Origin of the sequence: Erwinia sp. S38, from assembly GCF_016624545.1 — a bacterium.
Taxonomy (GTDB): Bacteria; Pseudomonadota; Gammaproteobacteria; order Enterobacterales; family Enterobacteriaceae; genus Erwinia; species Erwinia coffeiphila.
The window spans coordinates 253,868-272,293 of sequence record NZ_JACVTS010000001.1; the positions used below are offsets into that span (position 1 = coordinate 253,868).

Annotated in this window: 16 protein-coding genes; 10 read left to right on the forward strand and 6 right to left on the reverse strand. The window is 55.3% G+C overall.

Annotated elements, in window-relative coordinates; translation table 11 throughout:
- Complete coding sequence (locus tag IBT46_RS01090; protein WP_200543271.1) at positions 1–936, forward strand: LysR family transcriptional regulator; 936 nt, start codon at positions 1–3, stop codon at positions 934–936.
- Here IBT46_RS01090 and IBT46_RS01095 read toward each other — a convergent pair.
- Positions 933–2,459, reverse strand: coding sequence for an MFS transporter (locus tag IBT46_RS01095; protein WP_200543273.1), 1,527 nt, complete (start codon positions 2,457–2,459; stop codon positions 933–935). The genes IBT46_RS01090 and IBT46_RS01095 overlap by 4 nt on opposite strands.
- 156 nt (positions 2,460–2,615) lie before the next feature.
- Between IBT46_RS01095 and IBT46_RS01100 the strand changes: the two genes are divergently transcribed.
- Positions 2,616–3,224 carry a TetR/AcrR family transcriptional regulator gene (locus tag IBT46_RS01100; protein ID WP_200543275.1) on the forward strand — a complete coding sequence of 203 codons (609 nt, stop codon included), beginning with the start codon at positions 2,616–2,618 and terminating at the stop codon, positions 3,222–3,224.
- A gap of 18 nt (positions 3,225–3,242) precedes the next feature.
- Here the strand turns inward: IBT46_RS01100 and IBT46_RS01105 are convergent, their stop codons facing one another.
- On the reverse strand, positions 3,243–4,295 hold the full coding sequence (locus IBT46_RS01105; RefSeq protein ID WP_200543277.1) for an ATP-binding protein: 1,053 nt from the start codon (positions 4,293–4,295) through the stop codon (positions 3,243–3,245).
- 1 nt (position 4,296) lies between these two features.
- Positions 4,297–5,001 carry a response regulator gene (locus tag IBT46_RS01110; protein WP_200543279.1) on the reverse strand — a complete coding sequence of 235 codons (705 nt, stop codon included), beginning with the start codon at positions 4,999–5,001 and terminating at the stop codon, positions 4,297–4,299.
- Positions 5,002–5,155: 154 nt separating this feature from the next.
- Between IBT46_RS01110 and IBT46_RS01115 the strand changes: the two genes are divergently transcribed.
- The 7 genes from IBT46_RS01115 (at position 5,156) to IBT46_RS01145 (ending at position 15,410) form a co-directional block, all read left to right on the forward strand.
- On the forward strand, positions 5,156–6,286 hold the full coding sequence (locus IBT46_RS01115) for an efflux RND transporter periplasmic adaptor subunit (RefSeq protein WP_200543281.1): 1,131 nt from the start codon (positions 5,156–5,158) through the stop codon (positions 6,284–6,286).
- Positions 6,287–6,316: 30 nt separating this feature from the next.
- On the forward strand, positions 6,317–9,430 hold the full coding sequence (locus IBT46_RS01120; RefSeq protein WP_200543283.1) for an efflux RND transporter permease subunit: 3,114 nt from the start codon (positions 6,317–6,319) through the stop codon (positions 9,428–9,430).
- Positions 9,431–9,858: 428 nt separating this feature from the next.
- The gene (locus tag IBT46_RS01125) at positions 9,859–10,467 is read left to right on the forward strand and encodes a fimbrial protein (protein ID WP_105592134.1); all 609 of its coding nucleotides are present in this window, start codon (positions 9,859–9,861) and stop codon (positions 10,465–10,467) included.
- A gap of 92 nt (positions 10,468–10,559) precedes the next feature.
- A complete protein-coding gene (locus IBT46_RS01130) occupies positions 10,560–11,261 on the forward strand; it encodes a molecular chaperone (protein WP_105592325.1) in 702 nt (233 codons plus the stop codon).
- 11 nt (positions 11,262–11,272) lie between these two features.
- Positions 11,273–13,759 carry a fimbria/pilus outer membrane usher protein gene (locus tag IBT46_RS01135; RefSeq protein ID WP_200543284.1) on the forward strand — a complete coding sequence of 829 codons (2,487 nt, stop codon included), beginning with the start codon at positions 11,273–11,275 and terminating at the stop codon, positions 13,757–13,759.
- Positions 13,750–14,745 (forward strand): fimbrial protein, encoded by a 996-nt coding sequence (locus IBT46_RS01140; RefSeq protein WP_200543285.1) that lies wholly within the window; start codon positions 13,750–13,752, stop codon positions 14,743–14,745. The genes IBT46_RS01135 and IBT46_RS01140 overlap by 10 nt, the downstream gene beginning before the upstream one ends.
- A 14-nt stretch (positions 14,746–14,759) precedes the next feature.
- A complete protein-coding gene (locus tag IBT46_RS01145) occupies positions 14,760–15,410 on the forward strand; it encodes a fimbrial protein (protein WP_234479891.1) in 651 nt (216 codons plus the stop codon).
- Positions 15,411–15,446: 36 nt separating this feature from the next.
- Here the strand turns inward: IBT46_RS01145 and IBT46_RS01150 are convergent, their stop codons facing one another.
- The 3 genes from IBT46_RS01150 to IBT46_RS01160 all read right to left on the reverse strand — a co-directional run bounded on the left by IBT46_RS01150 (position 15,447) and on the right by IBT46_RS01160 (position 17,920).
- Positions 15,447–16,148, reverse strand: coding sequence for an EAL domain-containing protein (locus tag IBT46_RS01150; RefSeq protein WP_370569363.1), 702 nt, complete (start codon positions 16,146–16,148; stop codon positions 15,447–15,449).
- A 111-nt stretch (positions 16,149–16,259) separates the two neighbouring features.
- Positions 16,260–16,970, reverse strand: a complete 711-nt coding sequence (locus IBT46_RS01155; RefSeq protein ID WP_200543290.1) for a flagellar brake protein — start codon at positions 16,968–16,970, stop codon at positions 16,260–16,262.
- Positions 16,971–17,533: 563 nt separating this feature from the next.
- The gene (locus IBT46_RS01160) at positions 17,534–17,920 is read right to left on the reverse strand and encodes an EthD domain-containing protein (protein WP_200543292.1); all 387 of its coding nucleotides are present in this window, start codon (positions 17,918–17,920) and stop codon (positions 17,534–17,536) included.
- A 73-nt stretch (positions 17,921–17,993) separates the two neighbouring features.
- Between IBT46_RS01160 and IBT46_RS01165 the strand changes: the two genes are divergently transcribed.
- Entirely contained in the window at positions 17,994–18,326 is a 333-nt protein-coding gene (locus tag IBT46_RS01165; RefSeq protein WP_200543294.1) for a MerR family transcriptional regulator, read from the forward strand.
- Positions 18,327–18,426: the final 100 nt, after the last annotated feature.

The window sequence follows — 18,426 nt, forward strand, 5'->3', positions numbered from 1 at the left end:
ATGAGCAAAGACATATTACCCGGCGTTGACCGTATAGAGCTGATGCAAACCTTTGTGCGCATCGTTGAAGCAGGCAGCCTGTCTGCGGCCGCCCTGCGCCTGTCAACCACTCAACCTACCGTCAGCCGCCGCCTGCAAACGCTGGAAAAGCTGCTGGGTCTGAAGCTTCTGCAGCGCAATACCCACGTGATGAAGCTGACCGAAGACGGTGAGCGCTGCTACGCTCATGCGCGTTCGCTGCTGGAAAGCTGGCAGGGGATAGAGGACGATCTGCGTGGCGTGACGGAAGAGCCGCAGGGCGTGCTGCGCGTGCTGGCCCCGCATGCCTTCGGCCAGGATCAGATGATCGCGCCGCTACAGGCCTATTTGCAGCGCTATCCAAAAATGACCGTGGACTGGATGCTCAGCGACCGCACGCCGGACTTTATTGCCGAAGGCATTGACTGCGCTGTGCACGTTGGGCCCATTACCGAACCGTCGGTGGTGGCGGTTCTGGTGGCCGAAGTCCCGCGTATTGTTATCGCCTCCCCCACGCTGCTCGGCGATCGCTCGCTGCCGGAACGGCCGCAGCAGCTCCAGGATCTGCCCTGGCTGGCGTTGAGTACCTTTTATCGCCACAGCGTGTCGCTGACGCACGATGCCAGCCGCGAGGTACAGCGTTTTGATATTCAGCCGCGCCTGCTGACCGATAGCCTGTATGCGCTGCGTAATGCGGTGCTCGCGGGGATGGGGGTCGGCATTGCCTCATCGTGGATGGTGCAGCAGGATCTTGCCGAGGGAAAACTGCGGCATCTGGCACCGCAGTGGCACGCGGCGGCGCTGCCGGTGTATCTGGTCTATCCGCACGCGCGCTACTATCCCGCCCGCCTGCGTATGTTTCTGGCGATGATGCGGGAAACCATGCCGGCGCTGACCGGCACCCAGCATCCGGCTTAGTGCCGCGCGCCATCCGAGACGAGCGGCGGTTCGGTAGATCGTTGGCGGAAACGGGGATGCAGCAGCATTAGCACTAGCGCCATCGCCAGACTGATCAGCCCCGCCCACAGCATCGCGCTGCCAAAGCCACTGGCAATCGCGTGGGCCATTTCCTGCATCAGCCTTTCACCGTCCACGCTCGTGGGCCAGTGATGCTCAACGATTGCCGCGTGGGCCAACGCTTCCGGCTGGCTGAAGCGGGCCGCCCGCAGCCTGGCAGCCAGTACGGCTTGCGCATGAAGATTCATCAGCGTACCCAGCAGGGCGATGCCCAGCGTCATGCCCGCCTGCCGTAGCGCATTCATTACCGCCGAGGCGATCCCGGATCGTTCCGTCGGCGCACTGCGCATCACCAGCGCACTGGTAGCGGGCATCGCCAGCCCCATCCCTGCACCCAGTATCGCCAGCAGCAGGCTCACGAAAAGCCCCGGACTACCGGCGTCCAGCAGTGGCATCAGCAGCAGACCCACAGCCATCAGCGCATAGCCGGTCACTGCCATCATCAGCACACTAAAACGGGCCGACAGACGGCCAAAGGCCATCGCCACTATCGCCATGGCAATGAATTCCGGTGCCATGCGCCAGCCGGTTTCCAGCGAGTTCCATCCCTGCGCCTGCTGCAGAAACAGAGAGACAAAGAAAACGCTGCTGTAGGCGGAAAAGCCGAGTACCGCCGAAGCGAGATTGCAGAGGGTAAAGTCAGCCTTGCGGAACAGGTCGAGCGGCAGCAGCGGGCGGACGGCGAATTTTTCCACCCGCAGAAATGCGGCAAACAGCAGCAGCGCGGCGAACAGTGAACCGGCGCTCAGCGGGCTGCGCCAGCCGTGCTCGCCGCTGGCTATCAGGCCAAACGTCAGTGCTCCCAGCCAGAGCACGCTCAGCAGCTGCCCGGCCGGGTCCAGCGACAGGCGCTCTTTCGAGGCGCTTTCACGCAGGCCATAGTGGCCCAGCAGCAGGGTGATTATCCCGATGGGCAGGTTGATCAGGAAGATCACCTGCCAGCCGGTAATATGCACCAGGATGCCGCCGAGCAGCGGACCGGCGACCAGCGACAGAGCGCTCACCGCCGACCAGATGCCAATGACCCGAATACGCTGAAATTCATCAGGAAAAGATCGAGTTAACAGCGACAGCGCCCCCGGAATAATCGCCGCTCCGGCAATGCCCTGAACCACCCGCCCCGCCAGCAGAGTGGGCAGCGATCCGGCAAGCGCGCAAAGGGCTGAACCCACGGTAAAAATCGCAATGCCGCACAGCCACACGCGCTTGTGACCAAAACGTGCGCTGAGCGGGCCGGAGGAGAGAATGCAGGCGGAAAGGCAGAGCGCGTAGGCATCCACCACCCACTGAAGCCCGGATAGCGTGGTATTCAGTGCCGCCTGCATTGCGGGCAGCGCAACGTTAACAATGCTGATATCCAGCGACGTCATAAAGGTGCCGAGGCAGATGGCTGCCACCAGCGAAACCCGGCGTAAGCGGTGCATAGCGTCTCCGTGATCCTGTCATTTTATTGATAATGATTCTCAATATAGATAATGACTGACCGTCGGTCAATGGATTGGTGGCGGCTATTTTGCGGTTTTCTGGTCAAGAAAAGCGACATTGGTTACGATGACAGCCGGGCAATACGGGACGCGAAAATGAATTCACCACAGGAAAATAGACCGCCGCAGCCGCGCACCAAACCGGCAGAGGTTCGACTGGACGAGCTGATGGATGCCGCCGAGCGGTTGTTTATCACTAAGGGTTTTGAGACCACTACGGTCAGTGAGATCGTGCGCGATGCTGGCGTGGCGAAGGGCACGTTCTATCACTACTTCCCGTCAAAAAATGAAGTGCTGGCCGCACTGCGCGAGCGATTTACCCGCCAGTTTATCGATCGGGTTCAGCTGGCGATGGATGCCTGCCCGGCGGATGATGCGATAGCCCGCCTGCACGCCTGGTGCAACAGCTGCGTGGCGGCGTATCTGGACAGCATGGCGGTGCATGATGCGCTGTATCACGATCACCACTACCACACGCGCGGCAATCAGGATCGCGATGCGGTGCTGGATCAGGTGCTGGCGCTGCTGAACGAAGGGGTTGCGCTGGGAGCCTGGCAATTGGAGCAGCCCCGGCTGACCGCGATGCTGATGTACCACGGTATGCACGGCGCGGTGGACAATCTGGTGATCGGCGAAGACGCCAGCCGCACCGATTTAGGCGCGCAGCTGGCACAGCAGTTTTCACGTTTGCTGGGCCGTGGTTAGCCCGCATCCGACATATTGCTAACTATTCGTAAAAGTCAGCTTAAACGCCGCGCCGCCCAGTTCGCTGATCCCGCAGTGTGCTTTTCCGCCGTGGGCTTTGGCAATCGCCTGTACCACCGCCAGCCCCAGCCCGGTGCCGCCGCTTTCCCGTGAACGCGACTGATCGCCCCGGGTGAAGGTATTAAACAGGGTATTACCGATTTCCGCCGGGATACCCGGCCCCTCGTCTTCTACCGCGATAGTGACACCCTCCGGGCTGCGGAAACAGGACACCATCACGATCCCCGGCGTGGCGTAGCGCCGCGCATTGTCCAGCAGGGCCAGCAGCGCCTGGCGAATTCGCGCGGCGTCGCAGTGTAACGTGATGTCATCCAGCCGCAGTACCAGCGACAGTCTGCGCTCGGCCAGCGAGGGCCGCATCAGTTCCGCCACGGCGTCGATCTCCCGGCTGATTTCGCAGTTTTCAGCATGCAGCGGCATATGGCCGCTTTCCGCCAGGCTCAGCGTACGCAGGTCTTCAATCAGCCGCGCCAGGCCCTCGGTCTGCTTTACCAGATTAACGAACAGCGCCTGATCCGGGGGAAAGACGCCGTCGGCCAGCCCCTGTAGCCGCCCGCGCAGGATGGTCACCGGCGTTCTCAGCTCGTGGGCGATGGCCGCATTCCAGGTGGTGATCTCGCCCGAGGCCGTTTCCAGCCGCTCGGCCATGGTATTAAAGTCGTCCACCAGTGCGGCGGTTTCCGTCAGCCTGCGGTCGCCGGCTTCGGCGCGAGTACTGAGTTCGCCGCCAGCTATTTTACGCGCGCTGTCGGCCAGAGAGTTCAGCGGATACAGCACCTTGCGGGCAAATCTGACGGCGGTCAGGACCGCCACCGCCAGCGACAGCGCGGTAGAGATGCCGAACTGCAGCCATTCACCGGTGGTCAGCTCGTAGCTTATTTCTTCCATATTGGTGAACAGCAGCGCCAGGCCGTACCAGGCGTAATACACGCCGAAAGAGATGATGATCGATGAGCAGATGACCTGGGTCATCAGCACGACCAGGTGGCGGCTCAGGCCGGAACCCTTCATGCTAATCCCCCAGCCGGTAGCCGAGGCCGCGCACGCTTTCGGGCATACCTGAAATCCCGGCTTCTTCCAGCTTTTTGCGCAGTTTGCTGATATGGCTGTCCACCGTGCGCTCGAGGGTTTCCCCCTCGGCCAGGCAGTTTTCCAGCAGTTCCAGGCGGCTGAAGACCTTTTTCGGATAGCGCATCATGTGGGCCAGCAGACGGAACTCGGTGGTGGTTAGCGCGATACCCAGTTCTTCTCCGGTGAGGGCATTCAGCACCCGGAACTCTTCAGGATAGAGCGCCAGCCGGGCGGTTCTGAGCACCTGCGGCATGGCGGTATCGGGGCGGGTCTGATACGCCGCACGCCGCAAAATAGCGAGGGTCCGGGCCACCACCTCATCGGGATTGAACGGTTTGATTACGTAGTCGTCGGCACCGATCCGCAAAGCGGCGAGCTTATCGGTATCGCCATCGCTGGCCGTCAGCATCAGCACCGGGGTATTGCCGCGTCGGCGCAGCTCGGAGAGCACCTGCCAGCCGTTCATACCGGGCATTCGGATATCCAGAATCACCAGGCAGGGGTCATGCCGCGCATGCAGTTCAAGCGCGTCGACGCCGTTGGCGGCATGAAGCGTGTTAAAGCCATCGCGTTGCAAATATGCCTGGACGATCTCAGCGATTTCCGCTTCGTCTTCAACAACAAGGATCGGGGATTGATTGTTCATAGGGCTCCAACATAGGGCATTCGTAACGGATTGTTAAGGCAATATTTTTTATTTTTCATCTCCACACTCCCTCCACATTTCCTCCACCGATTCTGCATAAAACAGGTTTAGTCTGCCGTCATTCACTCTCATAAATTTTGGAAATGATGCCGCTATGAAACTTAAAGGACGGATGTTGTTGGTGGCCGCTGTTGTTTTGTCAATTGTCGGCTGTGGGCAGGATCAGGATAAGACCGCCGTTAAGCTAACTGAAGCAACAAAAGTAACGGTGACTGCGTTGGAAGCGGGGGAGGTGTCGGTGACCCGCAGCTGGCCGGGCCGCGTTGTCGCGCTGCGCACTGCGCAAATCAGGCCTCAGGTGGGGGGGATTGTTACCGCCCGGTTGTTTTCTCAGGGTTCTGAAGTCAAAGCGGGCCAGCCGCTATTCCAAATCGATCCAGCCCCGTTCCAGGTGGAAGTGGATATGGCAGCAGCCACCCTTGCCAGGGCTGAAGCTTCACATCGCCAGTTGCAGCAGCGTGCGAACAGGCTGAGTCAGATCCTGCATACCGGCGCCGTCAGCCGTCAGGATTATGATGATGCGCTGGCGAACAGTGCCCAGGCGGCGGCCAGCGTGGCGGAAGCCAAAGCCTCGCTGCAGCGTAAAAAGCTGGATCTGGCTTACTCCACGGTGAAGGCCCCGGTCAGCGGGCGAATCGATCAGGAATTTGTCACCGAAGGCGCGCTGGTCAGCGCGGCGGATACGCAGGCGATGGCTATCGTGCAGCAGACGGAAAAAGTCTATGTCGATGCCCGCCTGCCGGCATCGGAGCTGCGGCATATTATTGACCGTCCTGCGGCGGACGGAGCCTCGCCGGGCGCGCTACAGGTCAGTCTGCTGGATGAGGCCGGTAAAGCCTACGACGTGCAGACCCAGCTGCTGTTTTCCGGCGTGAGCGTTAACAACGAAACCGGCGACGTGGTGCTGCGCATCGTGGCGGACAATCCGGGGCGTGCACTGCTGCCGGGGATGTATATCCGCGTCAACATTACCCGACACATCGCTAAGGACGGGCTGGTGATACCGGGTCAGGCGGTGCAGCGGCTTAACGGCAGCAGTTTTGTCTGGACGGTCGATAGCGATGGCGCGGCGCGAAAGATCGGCGTTGAGCTGGCGGGCGAAAGCGGCCAGGGCGAGATCGTCAAAAGCGGCCTGCAGGCAGGCGAAAGACTGGTGATTGAAGGCCAGGACAAGCTTCAGGAAGGCATGCCAGTGACGGCTGTTCCGCTCGCGCCCCGTGCGTAATTACCGTTTAAATCAGTAAGGGAAAATCTGATGCCGCAATTTTTTATCAATCGCCCGATCTTCGCCTGGGTTATCGCACTGTTTATCGTGCTGTTTGGGCTGATCGCCATTCCACAGCTGCCGGTGGCGCAGTACCCATCTGTGGCGCCGCCCAGCGTAATGATTGCCGTGAGCTATCCCGGCGCCACGCCGCAGACCATGAATGAATCGGTGATTTCACTGATCGAACGCGAGCTGTCCAGTGTGGACGATCTGCTCTATTTTGAATCCTCGAGCGATACCTCAGGTCTGGGCATAATTACGGTGACCTTTAAGCCGGGGACCGATATTAAACTGGCTCAGGTAGACGTGCAGAACCAGATTAAAGTCGTGGAGCCAAGGCTGCCACAAACGGTCAGGCAAAACGGGCTGACCGTCGAAGCGGCCTCCTCAAACTTTTTGATGATTGTCGGACTGAATTCTGCTCCGGGTCGCTTTACCGAGGCTGATTTGAGCGATTATTTCGCCCGTAACCTGACGGAAGAGCTGCGCCGGATCGAAGGCGTGGGGAAAGTCCAGGCATTCGGGGCAGAGAAGGCGATGCGGGTATGGATAGACCCCGTGAAGTTAATTTCCTATCGTTTGACGATTAACGATATTACCAATGCTATCAGTCTGCAAAATGCGCAAATTGCCCCCGGCCGTATCGGTGACTCCCCTACGATTAACGGACAGCGTTCGACCTATCCACTGACCGTTAGCGGCCAGCTCGGTACGCCGGAGGAGTTCCGTCAGATCGTGCTGAAGGCCAATACCGACGGTTCACGGGTGACGCTGGGCGACGTGGCGCGGGTGGAGCTGGGATTACAAACTTACTCTTTCTCTATCCGTGACAACGGCGTACCGTCTACGGCGGCGGCGATCCAGCTGTCGCCCGGTGCCAACGCGGTGAAAACCTCGGCGGCGGTGCAGGCGAGAATGGAAGAGCTGGCGAAAACCATGCCGAAAGGCATGACTTATTCGCTGCCGTTTGATACTGCTCCCTTTGTTAAAATTTCCATCGAGAAGGTGGTCCATACCTTTTTTGAAGCGATGGTGCTGGTATTCCTGGTGATGTTTCTGTTTCTGCAGAACATCCGCTATACCGTCATCCCGGCTATTGTTGCGCCGATAGCGCTGCTGGGCACTTTCACCGTGATGATGTTGAGTGGGTTTTCCATCAATGTGTTGACGATGTTTGGCATGGTGCTGGCGATCGGCATTATCGTTGATGACGCGATTGTGGTGGTGGAAAACGTCGAACGCCTGATGGCGGAAGAAGGCCTGTCGCCGCGCGAAGCAACAGAAAAGGCAATGCGTGAAATCACCGGCGCCGTGGTCGGTATTACGCTGGTACTCACTGCCGTATTTATCCCGATGGGGCTGGCCAGTGGTTCGGTAGGGATTATCTACCGTCAGTTCACCCTGTCGATGGCGGTGTCGATTCTGTTTTCTGCGTTCCTGGCATTAACGTTGACGCCCGCACTCTGCGCCACTCTGTTAAAGCCGATTACCCCGGAATCACATCACAAAGGGCGTTTTTTTCGCGCGTTCAACCGCGGGTTTGAACGGATGTCTTCCGGCTATGCGTCGTGGCTGGGCCGCCTGCTGAAAAAAACCGGTCGGATGATGCTGCTGTATGTAGCACTATGCGCGGTGCTGGCCTTTGGCTTCAAAGTCCTGCCGTCTTCTTTTTTACCGGAAGAGGATCAGGGCTACTTTATGACTTCCCTCCAGTTGCCTTCCGATGCGACCACCGAGCGTACCAGCGACGTGGTGAAAACAATGGAGTCCCTGGTTGCCGAGCGCCCGGGCATCGATCGTAACCTGTCGATCCTTGGCTTCAGCTTTGCCGGATCGGGATCTAATTCCGCGCTGGCCTTTACTATGCTGAAAGACTGGAATGAGCGAAACGGGGCGACGGCGCAGGAAGAAGCGGCCTGGGTGCAAAATGCCATGTCATCCGTTCCTGATGCCACGGTGATGAGCCTGCTGCCGCCGCCGATTGCCGAGCTGGGTAACTCCACCGGCTTCACGCTGCGGCTGGAAGACCGAGCGGGGCACGATTATAAAGCACAAAGAGAAGCACTGAATAGGCTGTTGAGTGCATCAGCCAGCAGCAAAATTGTGAAGGATGTCTATCCGGATGGCCTGCCTGACGGCAGCAGTATTAACCTGCGCATCGATCGCCAAAAAGCGGAAGCAATGGGCGTACTCTTTGCAGATATCAGCCAGACGCTGTCGGGTGCGATGGGATCATCATACGTGAATGACTTCCCGAACCATGGTCGCATTCAGCAGGTCATTGTGCAGGCCGATGCGCCGTACCGCATGCAGCTGAAAGATGTGCTCTCACTTTACGTGCGCAATAAAAACGGCGGCATGGTGCCGCTGTCCGAGTTTGTTCAGGCCGACTGGCAAACCTCGCCGCTGCAGCTGATTCGCTATCAGGGCTATCCAGCTTTCCGTATTGCGGGTAACGCCGCGCCGGGCTATTCGAGTGGGGATGCAATGGCCGAAATGGAGAGGCTTGCCGGGGAGCTGCCGTCGGGGTTTGCTGTGGAGTGGACCGGGCAGTCGCAGCAGGAGCTGCAGTCGGCTTCACAGGCTCCGATACTGATGATGTTGTCGATGCTGGTGGTATTTCTGGTGCTGGCCGCGCTGTATGAAAGCTGGACCATCCCGTTTTCGGTGATGCTGGTGGTTCCGCTGGGGCTGTTGGGAACCGTTTGTGCCGTTCTGCTACGCGACATGCCCAACGACGTGTTCTTTAAGGTGGGGATGATCACCATCATCGGTCTGTCGGCGAAGAACGCTATTCTGATTGTTGAAGTTGCCCGGCAGCTCTACCGGGAAGAGGGCGATCTGTTCAAAGCGACCCTGCGTGCCGCCCGTATGCGCCTGCGGCCGATCCTGATGACCTCGCTGGCCTTTACCCTTGGCGTTGTCCCACTGATGCTGGCAACCGGGGCGAGCGCCACGACTCAGCACGCCATCGGCACCGGGGTGTTTGGTGGAATGGTCACCGGGACGATTCTGGCGGTGTTCTTCGTGCCGGTCTTCTTTATCTTCGTTATGGCGGCGGCCGACAGGCTGCGCGGTATCACCAGTAAAATTAAGCGCTAGCGGCGTATAAGAGCGGGCAGCCCACCGGGTCTGCCCGCTCTTACGTGGTGGCCACATCAAGCATCATCGATATCCCCTTTGCCCCCTTGCCCTCTTTATTCACCTTAAAATTCTTACGAAATTCGCTAACCTTTATCATTAAAAAAATCTATTGTTCCTTAAAAATTAATAGCCGCTCGCTGTCAAACCAGCCGCCATTAAGATGTGAACAAATGTATATTTGTCGGCGAAATAGCATTCTTTGACGCCGACAGTATTAACGAACTCTCCTTAACGAGACTCGCTATCTGACGCCTTAATCTTGCGGCTTCCGGTCAGTTGAAGTTTCTATTCACCATTGCACAAATACGTATGGCAAAAAGTCGACGACTTTGTGCAGGACCGCTGTTGGCTAATTGATAAATAACTCTCTCCGACAAGGATAAGCAATGAAAAAGGTAATTCTTTCCGCCGCGATGGCGACTGCGTTTTTAGGCCTGTCTGCAGCTAATGCGGCTGACCAGAATGTGGGTGGTGGTCAGGTTAATTTCTTCGGTAAAGTGACCGATGTTTCTTGTACTGTTTCCGTTAATGGCCAGGGCAGCGATGCCAATGTTTATCTGTCTCCAGTGACCTTAACTGAAGTAAAAGGTGCATCGGCTGATACACTGCTGAAACCAAAATCTTTCACCATCGACGTGTCTAACTGCCAGGCCGCTGACGGCACCGCGCAGGACGATCTGACCAAGCTGGGCGTGAACTGGACCGGTGGTAACCTGCTGGCTGGCGCAACCAGCAAGCAGCAGGGCTACCTGGCGAACACCGAAGCCGCCGGTGCTAAAAACATTCAGCTGGTTCTGGCAACAGACAGTGCCACCGCGCTGACCAACAAAATCATCCCTGGCGACAGCACCCAGCCGAAAGTCACCGGCGACGCTGCTGCTGTACAGGATGGTGCTCGCTTCACGTATATCGTGGGCTACGCGACCAGCACCCCGTCTACTGTCACCACCGGTGTGGTGAACAGCTACGCGACTTACGAAATTACCTACCAGTAATTACTGCCTGAAATTAAAACGGCCTTTTTCGGCTGGTTTAAACAGTGATAAAGCGGCACGTGCTGCCGCTTATTTTTTATTTTGAGGTCAGCATGAAGTCGATTGCCCTTTTTTTCTTTTCCATTTTTAGTGTTGCGGCCAGCGCCAACAATATTATTGTCAACGGCACCCGCTTTATTTATCCGGGAAATGAAAAAGAAATAACGGTGCAGCTTTCCAACACCGCAGACCGCCCGGCGCTGGCGCAAACCTGGCTGGATAACGGTAATCCCGACGCTACGCCGGATACTATCACCACGCCGTTTATTATTACTCCGCCAATTTCCCGAGTGGATGCCAAAAGCGGCCAGACGCTGCGCATCAAACTCGGCAGCGATGCCGGATTAGCCAAAGATAAAGAGACGCTGTGGTGGCTGAACCTGCTGGAAATCCCGCCGGTGGTCGCCAGTGGCAAAAATGAGGGGCAGAACGTCCTGCAGCTGGCGATTCGTTCGCGCTTCAAGTTTATCTATCGCCCGACCGGGCTGGGCAACCGTGATGCGGCCGCCGAGAAACTCGCACTCTCCGCCAGCGGTAATCGCTTATCGGTATCGAACCCCACGCCGTTTTATATCACCGTCAGCCGTATTTCGCGCGACGGCACCAGGCCGCTCAATGGCAAAACGGTAATGCTTGCCCCGCAGTCAAGCCAGGTGATTGCACTGAACGCGTCGGTGAGCAAAGGCGAGACGCTGACTGTTAACAATATCAATGACTATGGTGCCGATGTTGCTGTGAAAGTCGCCGTTCAATAAGGGTGAAAATAATGAAGCAGAAGTTATTCTGCCCGGGAAGTTTACGCACGGCGATGGCAATTGCGCTCTGCGGCTTGCCGTTAGTTTCCAGCGGACAGGAAAACCCAGGGGCGACCTACACCTTTAACGACGGTTTTATCGTCGGCAGCCGTGAAAAAGTCGATCTGTCACGATTCTCTACCAGCGCCATCACCGAGGGAACCTACTCACTTGACGTGTACACCAACGGCGAGTGGAAAGGGCGCTACGATCTCAATGTCACCCGCGATCAAGAGGGGAAAATGGGGATCTGTTACACCCGGGCCATGCTGGCGCAGTTTGGTATTGCCGCCGAGAAGCTCAACCCCACGCTCAGCCAGCAGGAAGGCTTCTGCGGCCGTTTGCCGGAGTGGCACAGCGAAGACACGATTAAAGATAACCTGATTCAGTCCTCTCTGCGGCTGGAAATATCCGTGCCGCAAATCTATGAAGATCAGCGTTTTAAAAATTTCGTCAGCCCGGAATTCTGGGATAAAGGCATTACCGCGCTGAACCTGGGCTGGATGGCGAACACCTGGACCAGCCACGCTTCGGCCGGTGAAAGTTCGGATAACAGCAGCGCCTATCTGGGCATCAATGCGGGATTTTCCTGGGACGGCTGGCTGCTGAAGCACGTGGGGAATCTGAACTGGCAGCAGCAGCAGGGCAAGGCGCGCTGGAGCAGTAATCAGACCTACGTACAGCGGCCGCTGCCGCAGGTCGATTCCATCGTCAGCGCGGGGCAAATCTTCACCAACGGCGAGTTCTTCGACACCATTGGTGTGCGCGGTGTGAATCTGGCGACCGACGACAATATGCTGCCTGACGGAATGCGTTCTTACGCGCCGGAGATCCGCGGCGTGGCGCAGAGTAACGCGCTGGTAACGGTCCGCCAGGGCGCGAATATGATTTATCAGACGACCGTGCCGCCAGGGCCGTTTGTATTAAAAGATGTCTATCCTTCCGGCTACGGCAGCGATCTGGAAGTGTCGGTGAAAGAATCCGATGGCAGCACAGAAGTGTTTAACGTGCCTTACGCCTCGGTGGCGCAGCTGCTACGCCCGGGAATGACGCGCTATGCGCTTTCCGCCGGTAAGGTTGATGACAGCTCGCTGCGCAACCGACCCGTGCTGTATCAGGCGACCTGGCAGCACGGTCTGAATAACCTGTTTACCGGCTATGTCGGCGCTACCGGCTTTAATGATTATCAGGCCTTCCTGCTCGGCACCGGGATGAATACCGGTTTCGGTGCGCTCTCCTTCGATATCACCCAGTCACGGCTGAGAAGCGATACGCTGAATGAAAACGGCCAGAGCTACCGTGCCACCTTTAACCGGATGTTCACCGAAACCCAGACCAGCATCGTGCTGGCGGCGTATCGTTACTCCACCAAAGGTTATTACAACCTGAACGACGCGCTGTTTGCGGTCGATCAGGAGAAATACTACGACAGCAATTACACCCAGTGGCGGCAGAAAAACGGCCTGACCTTTACCGTCAACCAGAGCCTGCCGGACGGCTGGGGCGGCTTCTATCTGAGCGGCCGCATCTCCGATTACTGGAACCGTTCCGGCACCGAGAAGCAGTATCAGCTCAGCTACAACAATATGTTTGGCCGCCTGTCATGGTCGGTGGGCGCTCAGCGCGTTTATACCCCGGACAGCTCCGGCCACAGCCGCGACGACCGCGTGTCGCTTAACTTCAGCTATCCGCTGTGGTTCGGCGAGGGGCGTACCGCCAACCTGACCTCGAATACCTCATTTAATAACTCGCACTTCGGCAGCTCACAGATTGGCGTGAACGGCTCGCTGGATAGCAGCAATAACCTTAACTACGGCATTTCCACCACCACCTCCAGCGGCGGTGAGCATGATGTGGCGCTGAACGGCAGCTATCGTACGCCGCTGGCCACGCTGAATGGCAGCTACAGTCAGGGCGCGGGCTATCGCCAGAGCGGGCTGGGCGGCAGTGGGACGCTGATTGCTCACGGCGGCGGCATCGTCCTGTCGCCGGAGACCGGCACGACCATGGCGCTGATCGAAGCGAAGGATGCGGCAGGTGCTGAACTGCCGGGTTCACCGGGGACGCGCGTGGATAAAAACGGCTATGCGGTTCTGCCGTATCTGCGCCCCTACCGCATCAATGCGGTTGAAATTGACCCGAAAGGCAGCAATGACGATGTCGCGTTCGAGCGAACGGTTGCTCAGGTCGTACCGTGGGAAGACAGCGTGGTGAAAGTGGCCTTCAATACGTCAATTCAGAACAACATCACGCTACATGCCCGGCAGGCCAATCAGTCGCCGCTGCCGTTTGCCGCCTCCGTTTACGATGCGGACGGTAAAGCGATTGGCGTCGTAGGCCAGGGCAGCATGCTGTTTATCAGCGATGCCAGCGCACGGCGCGCGGTGGTGAAATGGAGCGGCGGAGAGTGTTCCGTTGAGCTGGGCCAGGAAAACAATAAGGAAAGGGTATGTCGCTGAGTAAGCAGCTGGTTATCTTGATGGGGCTGATGATGATGGGGACAACCTCCGCCTGGGCAGCCTGTACCCGACTCTCTCAGCCAACGGTACAGCTGGATATGGTGGTGGGCAGGGTGGTGGTGCCGCCCGATCTGCCGGTGGGTTCGGTGATTGCCACCCGAAACTGGACGATGAATGCGCCGGGCGGCGCAAGCTACACCTGTACCTCCGGCACCAACCGCTTTGTGGCGAAGATGGCGCTGGCGGGCAGTACCAATCTGGGTAATAAGGTGTTTTCTACCAACGTGCCGGGAATCGGCATGCGCTTCAGCCGCGGCGGGGCCACGGTGAATATTATCTACCCGGATACCTATTCCTCATCGATAACCCGAACCACGACCTATTCTCTGGAGGGGTCGCGCTTCACCCTGGAGATTATTAAAACCGCCACCACCACCGGAAGCGGTACGCTGGCGGCAGGAAAATATACGAGCTACGACTGGGAGAACGGTAATAATCCCATTCTGGACACCTATCTGAGTGCCAATGCGATCACCATTGTTTCGCCTTCCTGTACGGTATTGAGTGGTACTAATATGAATGTTGATGTGGGCGCAATTAAACGTTCCGATTTAAACGGAGTCGGTACGACTGCGGGCGGAAGAGATTTTAATATTCAGCTGCAGTGCAGCGGCGGCTTAAGCGCTTCCGGGTTTGCTAACATCAATACGACGTTCTCCGGGAATCTGGCCACCAATACCACCGCGACCAAAGGGGCACTGATTAACGAAAAAACCGGCAATTCGGCGGCAAAAGGGATCGGTATTCAGGTGCTGAAAGACGGTACGCCAATCGAGTTTAATAAAAAATACAACATCGGTACGCTACAGAGCCAGGAAACGCGCTATATCACCTTACCGTATCGTGCCCGTTTCTATCAGTACCTGCCGACCACCTCGACCGGTGAAGTGGAATCTCATATGGTCTTTAACCTGACGTACGATTAACCCGGGAGGTGGATATGAGCGAATTGTTATCGTATTTAACCCTTAAAAAGATCGTTCAGATGATTCTGCTGGGCTGCGGTTTAACCGCCTTTTCAGCCCAGGGGAAGATGCCTTTCTATGATGATGGGCGGATCGATTTTCGTGGGCGAGTTAGCGATACGTCATGCAGCGTGGCGCTAAATGGCAGCAATAACGCCGGTAGCGGTAATATCTGGCTGGCTCCGGTCAGTCTTACTGAAGTTCACCAGCGAGGAGCGGGGGCATTTATGAATCCGCAGGCTTTTACGCTGGAACTGTCTCAGTGCCAGCTGAATTCGCATGGCGGGGAAGATCGACAAATATCGCTTCCGATAGTCAGTGTACGCTGGATTAGTGGTGTGGGTATAAGCGCGGTGAATAACAACAGTGCCGAGTACCTGGATAATATTTTACCCGACGGTGCGCGCCATATTTACCTGGCTCTGGCGACCAATGACGGCAGCACGCTGGCGGCGGAAAATAAAATTGTTCCGGCCGATCCGCAGCAGAATCAGGTTCAGATGCAGGATCAATCGGCAAGCAGTGGCGTATTAACCTACTATATAGGCTATGTGACCACCTCGCCGCAGCAGGTGACCAGCGGACCGATTAGCAGCCTGGCAACGCTGGAGCTGGTTTATAATTAATAATATCGAAGGGTGATGCCGGATTGCTCCGGCATATTAAATAACAACTTCTTCCTGCACCAGTTGTTCAATACTGACTTCCTGCCAGTAAAATCCCTGCATTGCAAACCATTCCATGCCGCTTAGCCAGCGTTGATGTTCTTCGTTCTCAACGCCTTCGATAATCACCCGATGATTATTTTTTGACAGGAATGTAATTAACGCCTGCATGAGCTGACGTCCGTGTTCTTTTTCTATTAAATGCCAGAAGAATTCCTTGTCAATTTTTACGTAATTAAAATGATAGCCGCGTATAGCACCGATCCCGGCGTGACCAGAACCAAAGTCATCCAGCCAGAGCGAAACGTTTAGCGGCAATAAACGGTTTACCGGCGCGCGGCTCAATAAGCTGACTGAGTATTCAGCTACCTCAAAATGCACATGTTCCAGCCGTTCAATCCTCTCCGCAATATCATGACGTTGCAGAAGCGAGAGGATATGATCGTCGATATTGATAGTCAGAAACACAGCATTATCCAGGAACCAGTTTCTGTGCTGCTCTGCCTGTGCCAGCTGCTCGATAAAAATATCTTCACGTAATGAATTGTTTACATTGCGAAAAAAAACATCGGGGGAGACGGTGATTCGGTCAAAGCGGCTCAGGCATTCAACGGCAACCAGTTTTCCTTCAGGTGAAAACATTTTCTGATAAACATAGCGAATAGCTATATCACCACGAGATAACGTATCGATAAGCATCGTATTGCTCATTATTTTTCAGGTGTCAGTTTTTTATTTGATGTGTCATCGCCAACGGCAATGACAACCAGAATACACAATATGCTATTCAAACTTAAATATAATTTGGAACTAAAATCGTCTGGACTTGAGTTTTTGATCGACGGTTATCTTTAATACGGTGTCCTCGATGTATTTTTTAGTGTCGGGGTTTTTATAATTGAATTTACAGGAAATGCGAAAAGCATTTCGTTCATGAGAACGATCCTGATACACCGGCGTGACGTTAACCACTTTCAGACTGGTAACGATAATACCGTATTCTGCAAGTGAAATCTCTACATTGTCTAATGCCATTCCTTTATCCATGAACTTTTTTTTGAAGGATTCAGATATAAAAGAACATCCTCCCTCAGAAAGGTCATTGATAGTACATCTATAGCTTTCACCGCTCTTGTGTCGACCCGAACAGAAGAAACCCGAATCGTTTTTAACGCGTACGCGTTGTGTTAAGCGACGTTGCAAAATGTTAATGCTATCAGGCAAAAAAAAAGCAATGGCATTGGCGGTGTTTTGACGGTCACTTTCGGTGCTTAATGCAGCACTGAACTCAATTTTTCCTAACTGGCTGTGTAATACAAAAGAAAACCCAGCACTGTCAGTAATTGATGAAAAATCCGAATCATCAGGATTAATATAAAAACATGAGAAATCAACCTTTTTGATATTTGCTGCCCACAATTCTCCTTTATGATAAATGTCTATTTCAGATTTAACTCTGCACTCTTCTCTCAAGATTGCCAATATTTCATATTTAGACTCTTTTAAGATCCCCACTGACATTCCATATCCTCTCATGCTATTTTTTTAGTACCATTTTGGTCTTTATCCTATAGGAAAAAATCACCACTTAGTGCAAGAGATTGTGAGGGTCGTCTATCGTTAATGTTTAAATAATAGATGAAGACAATTAACAGGTACTTGACAGTTTTGGTAAGTATTCTCCTGGGTAGGGTAAATTTAAATAACGCTTATTTATTATGTGGTTATTTACTGGTTTTTTAAACGAATGGTAAACATACTTTTGCTGGCAGGTTTGTCACGGTGAAGAAAAAGTGGGAAGGCTATTCTATTTTTATTTTAGACTAATAGAGAGTTCTGGATGGCAGGGGGTTACCTGAAATTCAATTTTTCAGCCGGATGGGCTGGTTGATGTTTATCGTATTCTGAAGTGGAGGATTTCTGGCTGAAAATAGCCGTGATGAGGAACATCGAACCTACAGGCCGCATGTGGAGAGTGTATTTCATTTTGCAGATCAATTCTTTTGCATATGACCCGGCGTCTGTTTCCCCCTGAAGTCAGTTTTCAGGGAGAATAGCTGAAAATAAGGTTTAGAGCCGCGACGTTATTTTTCTGATTCAGAAACGATCGTCCTTTCCTCACCGTACCAGAGCTGTGATTGCGTTAAATCGACAAACTGTCGTTCATCGGCAATCAGCTCCCGCAGTGCCAGTAATCCCTCCTCGGTTTTTCGCGCCGCCAGATGCGACGCCATGTCGTCCCACCACAGCTCAGCGCAGCCATCGTAATCCACCTGAGGGGCGTTTCGGGTTTGCCGTAGTGCCTCTTGTGCCGAAGCATCAGCATAAGGGAGGGTCTGGATATAGCGACGAATTCCCAGTACCTGAGCGTGTTTAGTCACCAGCCGGGCATGGTTTTCACGCCAGTATCGATCGAATTCTTCTGCCGTTAAGTCCGCCCGTCTTTTTACACACATGATCAATTTCAACATTGTGCTGCTCCTGTTATTTCGACAAAGGCAAGCTTACACTCTGACAGCACTGTCAGAGTCAAGGGGAGGGGATATGCAGATTGGTAAGCTGGCGTCGCTGACCGGCGTAAGCATTCGCATGCTCCGTTACTATGAAACGGCCGGATTGCTGCACCCGACGCGCAGCGGCACAAACTACCGGCATTTTTCCCAAGAGGATGTGGAAACGGTCCGTCGGGTGCTGATGCTGAATGCGGCCGGATTTACGCTGCCGGTTATTCGCAGCTTGCTGAACTGTGTGAGTTCGGGGAGCGCGCCCTGTGAGGCTTTACAGGTGAAAGTGCACGAGCAGCTGGATGTTATTGAACGGCAGATGGCGGACCTGGATGAAAGCCGTGGGCTTCTTAAGGGGCTGCTGGGGCGGTGAATGCTGCCGTGGCATTCTAATTGAGGAGCATCCTGCTGCCTGTGGTTACGATAGCTCGTAATGACATCTGCGTTACGATTGCTGTATGATTAATGTCCAG

Coding starts and splice junctions, on each gene's coding strand:
- IBT46_RS01160 (WP_200543292.1), bottom strand. CDS start 17,920: ATGTTGAAATTGATCATGTGTGTAAAAAGACGGGCGGACTTAACGGCA.
- IBT46_RS01090 (WP_200543271.1), top strand. CDS start 1: ATGAGCAAAGACATATTACCCGGCGTTGACCGTATAGAGCTGATGCAA.
- IBT46_RS01135 (WP_200543284.1), top strand. CDS start 11,273: ATGAAGCAGAAGTTATTCTGCCCGGGAAGTTTACGCACGGCGATGGCA.
- IBT46_RS01155 (WP_200543290.1), bottom strand. CDS start 16,970: ATGTCAGTGGGGATCTTAAAAGAGTCTAAATATGAAATATTGGCAATC.
- IBT46_RS01105 (WP_200543277.1), bottom strand. CDS start 4,295: ATGAAGGGTTCCGGCCTGAGCCGCCACCTGGTCGTGCTGATGACCCAG.
- IBT46_RS01150 (WP_370569363.1), bottom strand. CDS start 16,148: ATGCTTATCGATACGTTATCTCGTGGTGATATAGCTATTCGCTATGTT.
- IBT46_RS01115 (WP_200543281.1), top strand. CDS start 5,156: ATGAAACTTAAAGGACGGATGTTGTTGGTGGCCGCTGTTGTTTTGTCA.
- IBT46_RS01130 (WP_105592325.1), top strand. CDS start 10,560: ATGAAGTCGATTGCCCTTTTTTTCTTTTCCATTTTTAGTGTTGCGGCC.
- IBT46_RS01145 (WP_234479891.1), top strand. CDS start 14,760: ATGAGCGAATTGTTATCGTATTTAACCCTTAAAAAGATCGTTCAGATG.
- IBT46_RS01125 (WP_105592134.1), top strand. CDS start 9,859: ATGAAAAAGGTAATTCTTTCCGCCGCGATGGCGACTGCGTTTTTAGGC.
- IBT46_RS01095 (WP_200543273.1), bottom strand. CDS start 2,459: ATGCACCGCTTACGCCGGGTTTCGCTGGTGGCAGCCATCTGCCTCGGC.
- IBT46_RS01165 (WP_200543294.1), top strand. CDS start 17,994: ATGCAGATTGGTAAGCTGGCGTCGCTGACCGGCGTAAGCATTCGCATG.
- IBT46_RS01120 (WP_200543283.1), top strand. CDS start 6,317: ATGCCGCAATTTTTTATCAATCGCCCGATCTTCGCCTGGGTTATCGCA.
- IBT46_RS01100 (WP_200543275.1), top strand. CDS start 2,616: ATGAATTCACCACAGGAAAATAGACCGCCGCAGCCGCGCACCAAACCG.
- IBT46_RS01140 (WP_200543285.1), top strand. CDS start 13,750: ATGTCGCTGAGTAAGCAGCTGGTTATCTTGATGGGGCTGATGATGATG.
- IBT46_RS01110 (WP_200543279.1), bottom strand. CDS start 5,001: ATGAACAATCAATCCCCGATCCTTGTTGTTGAAGACGAAGCGGAAATC.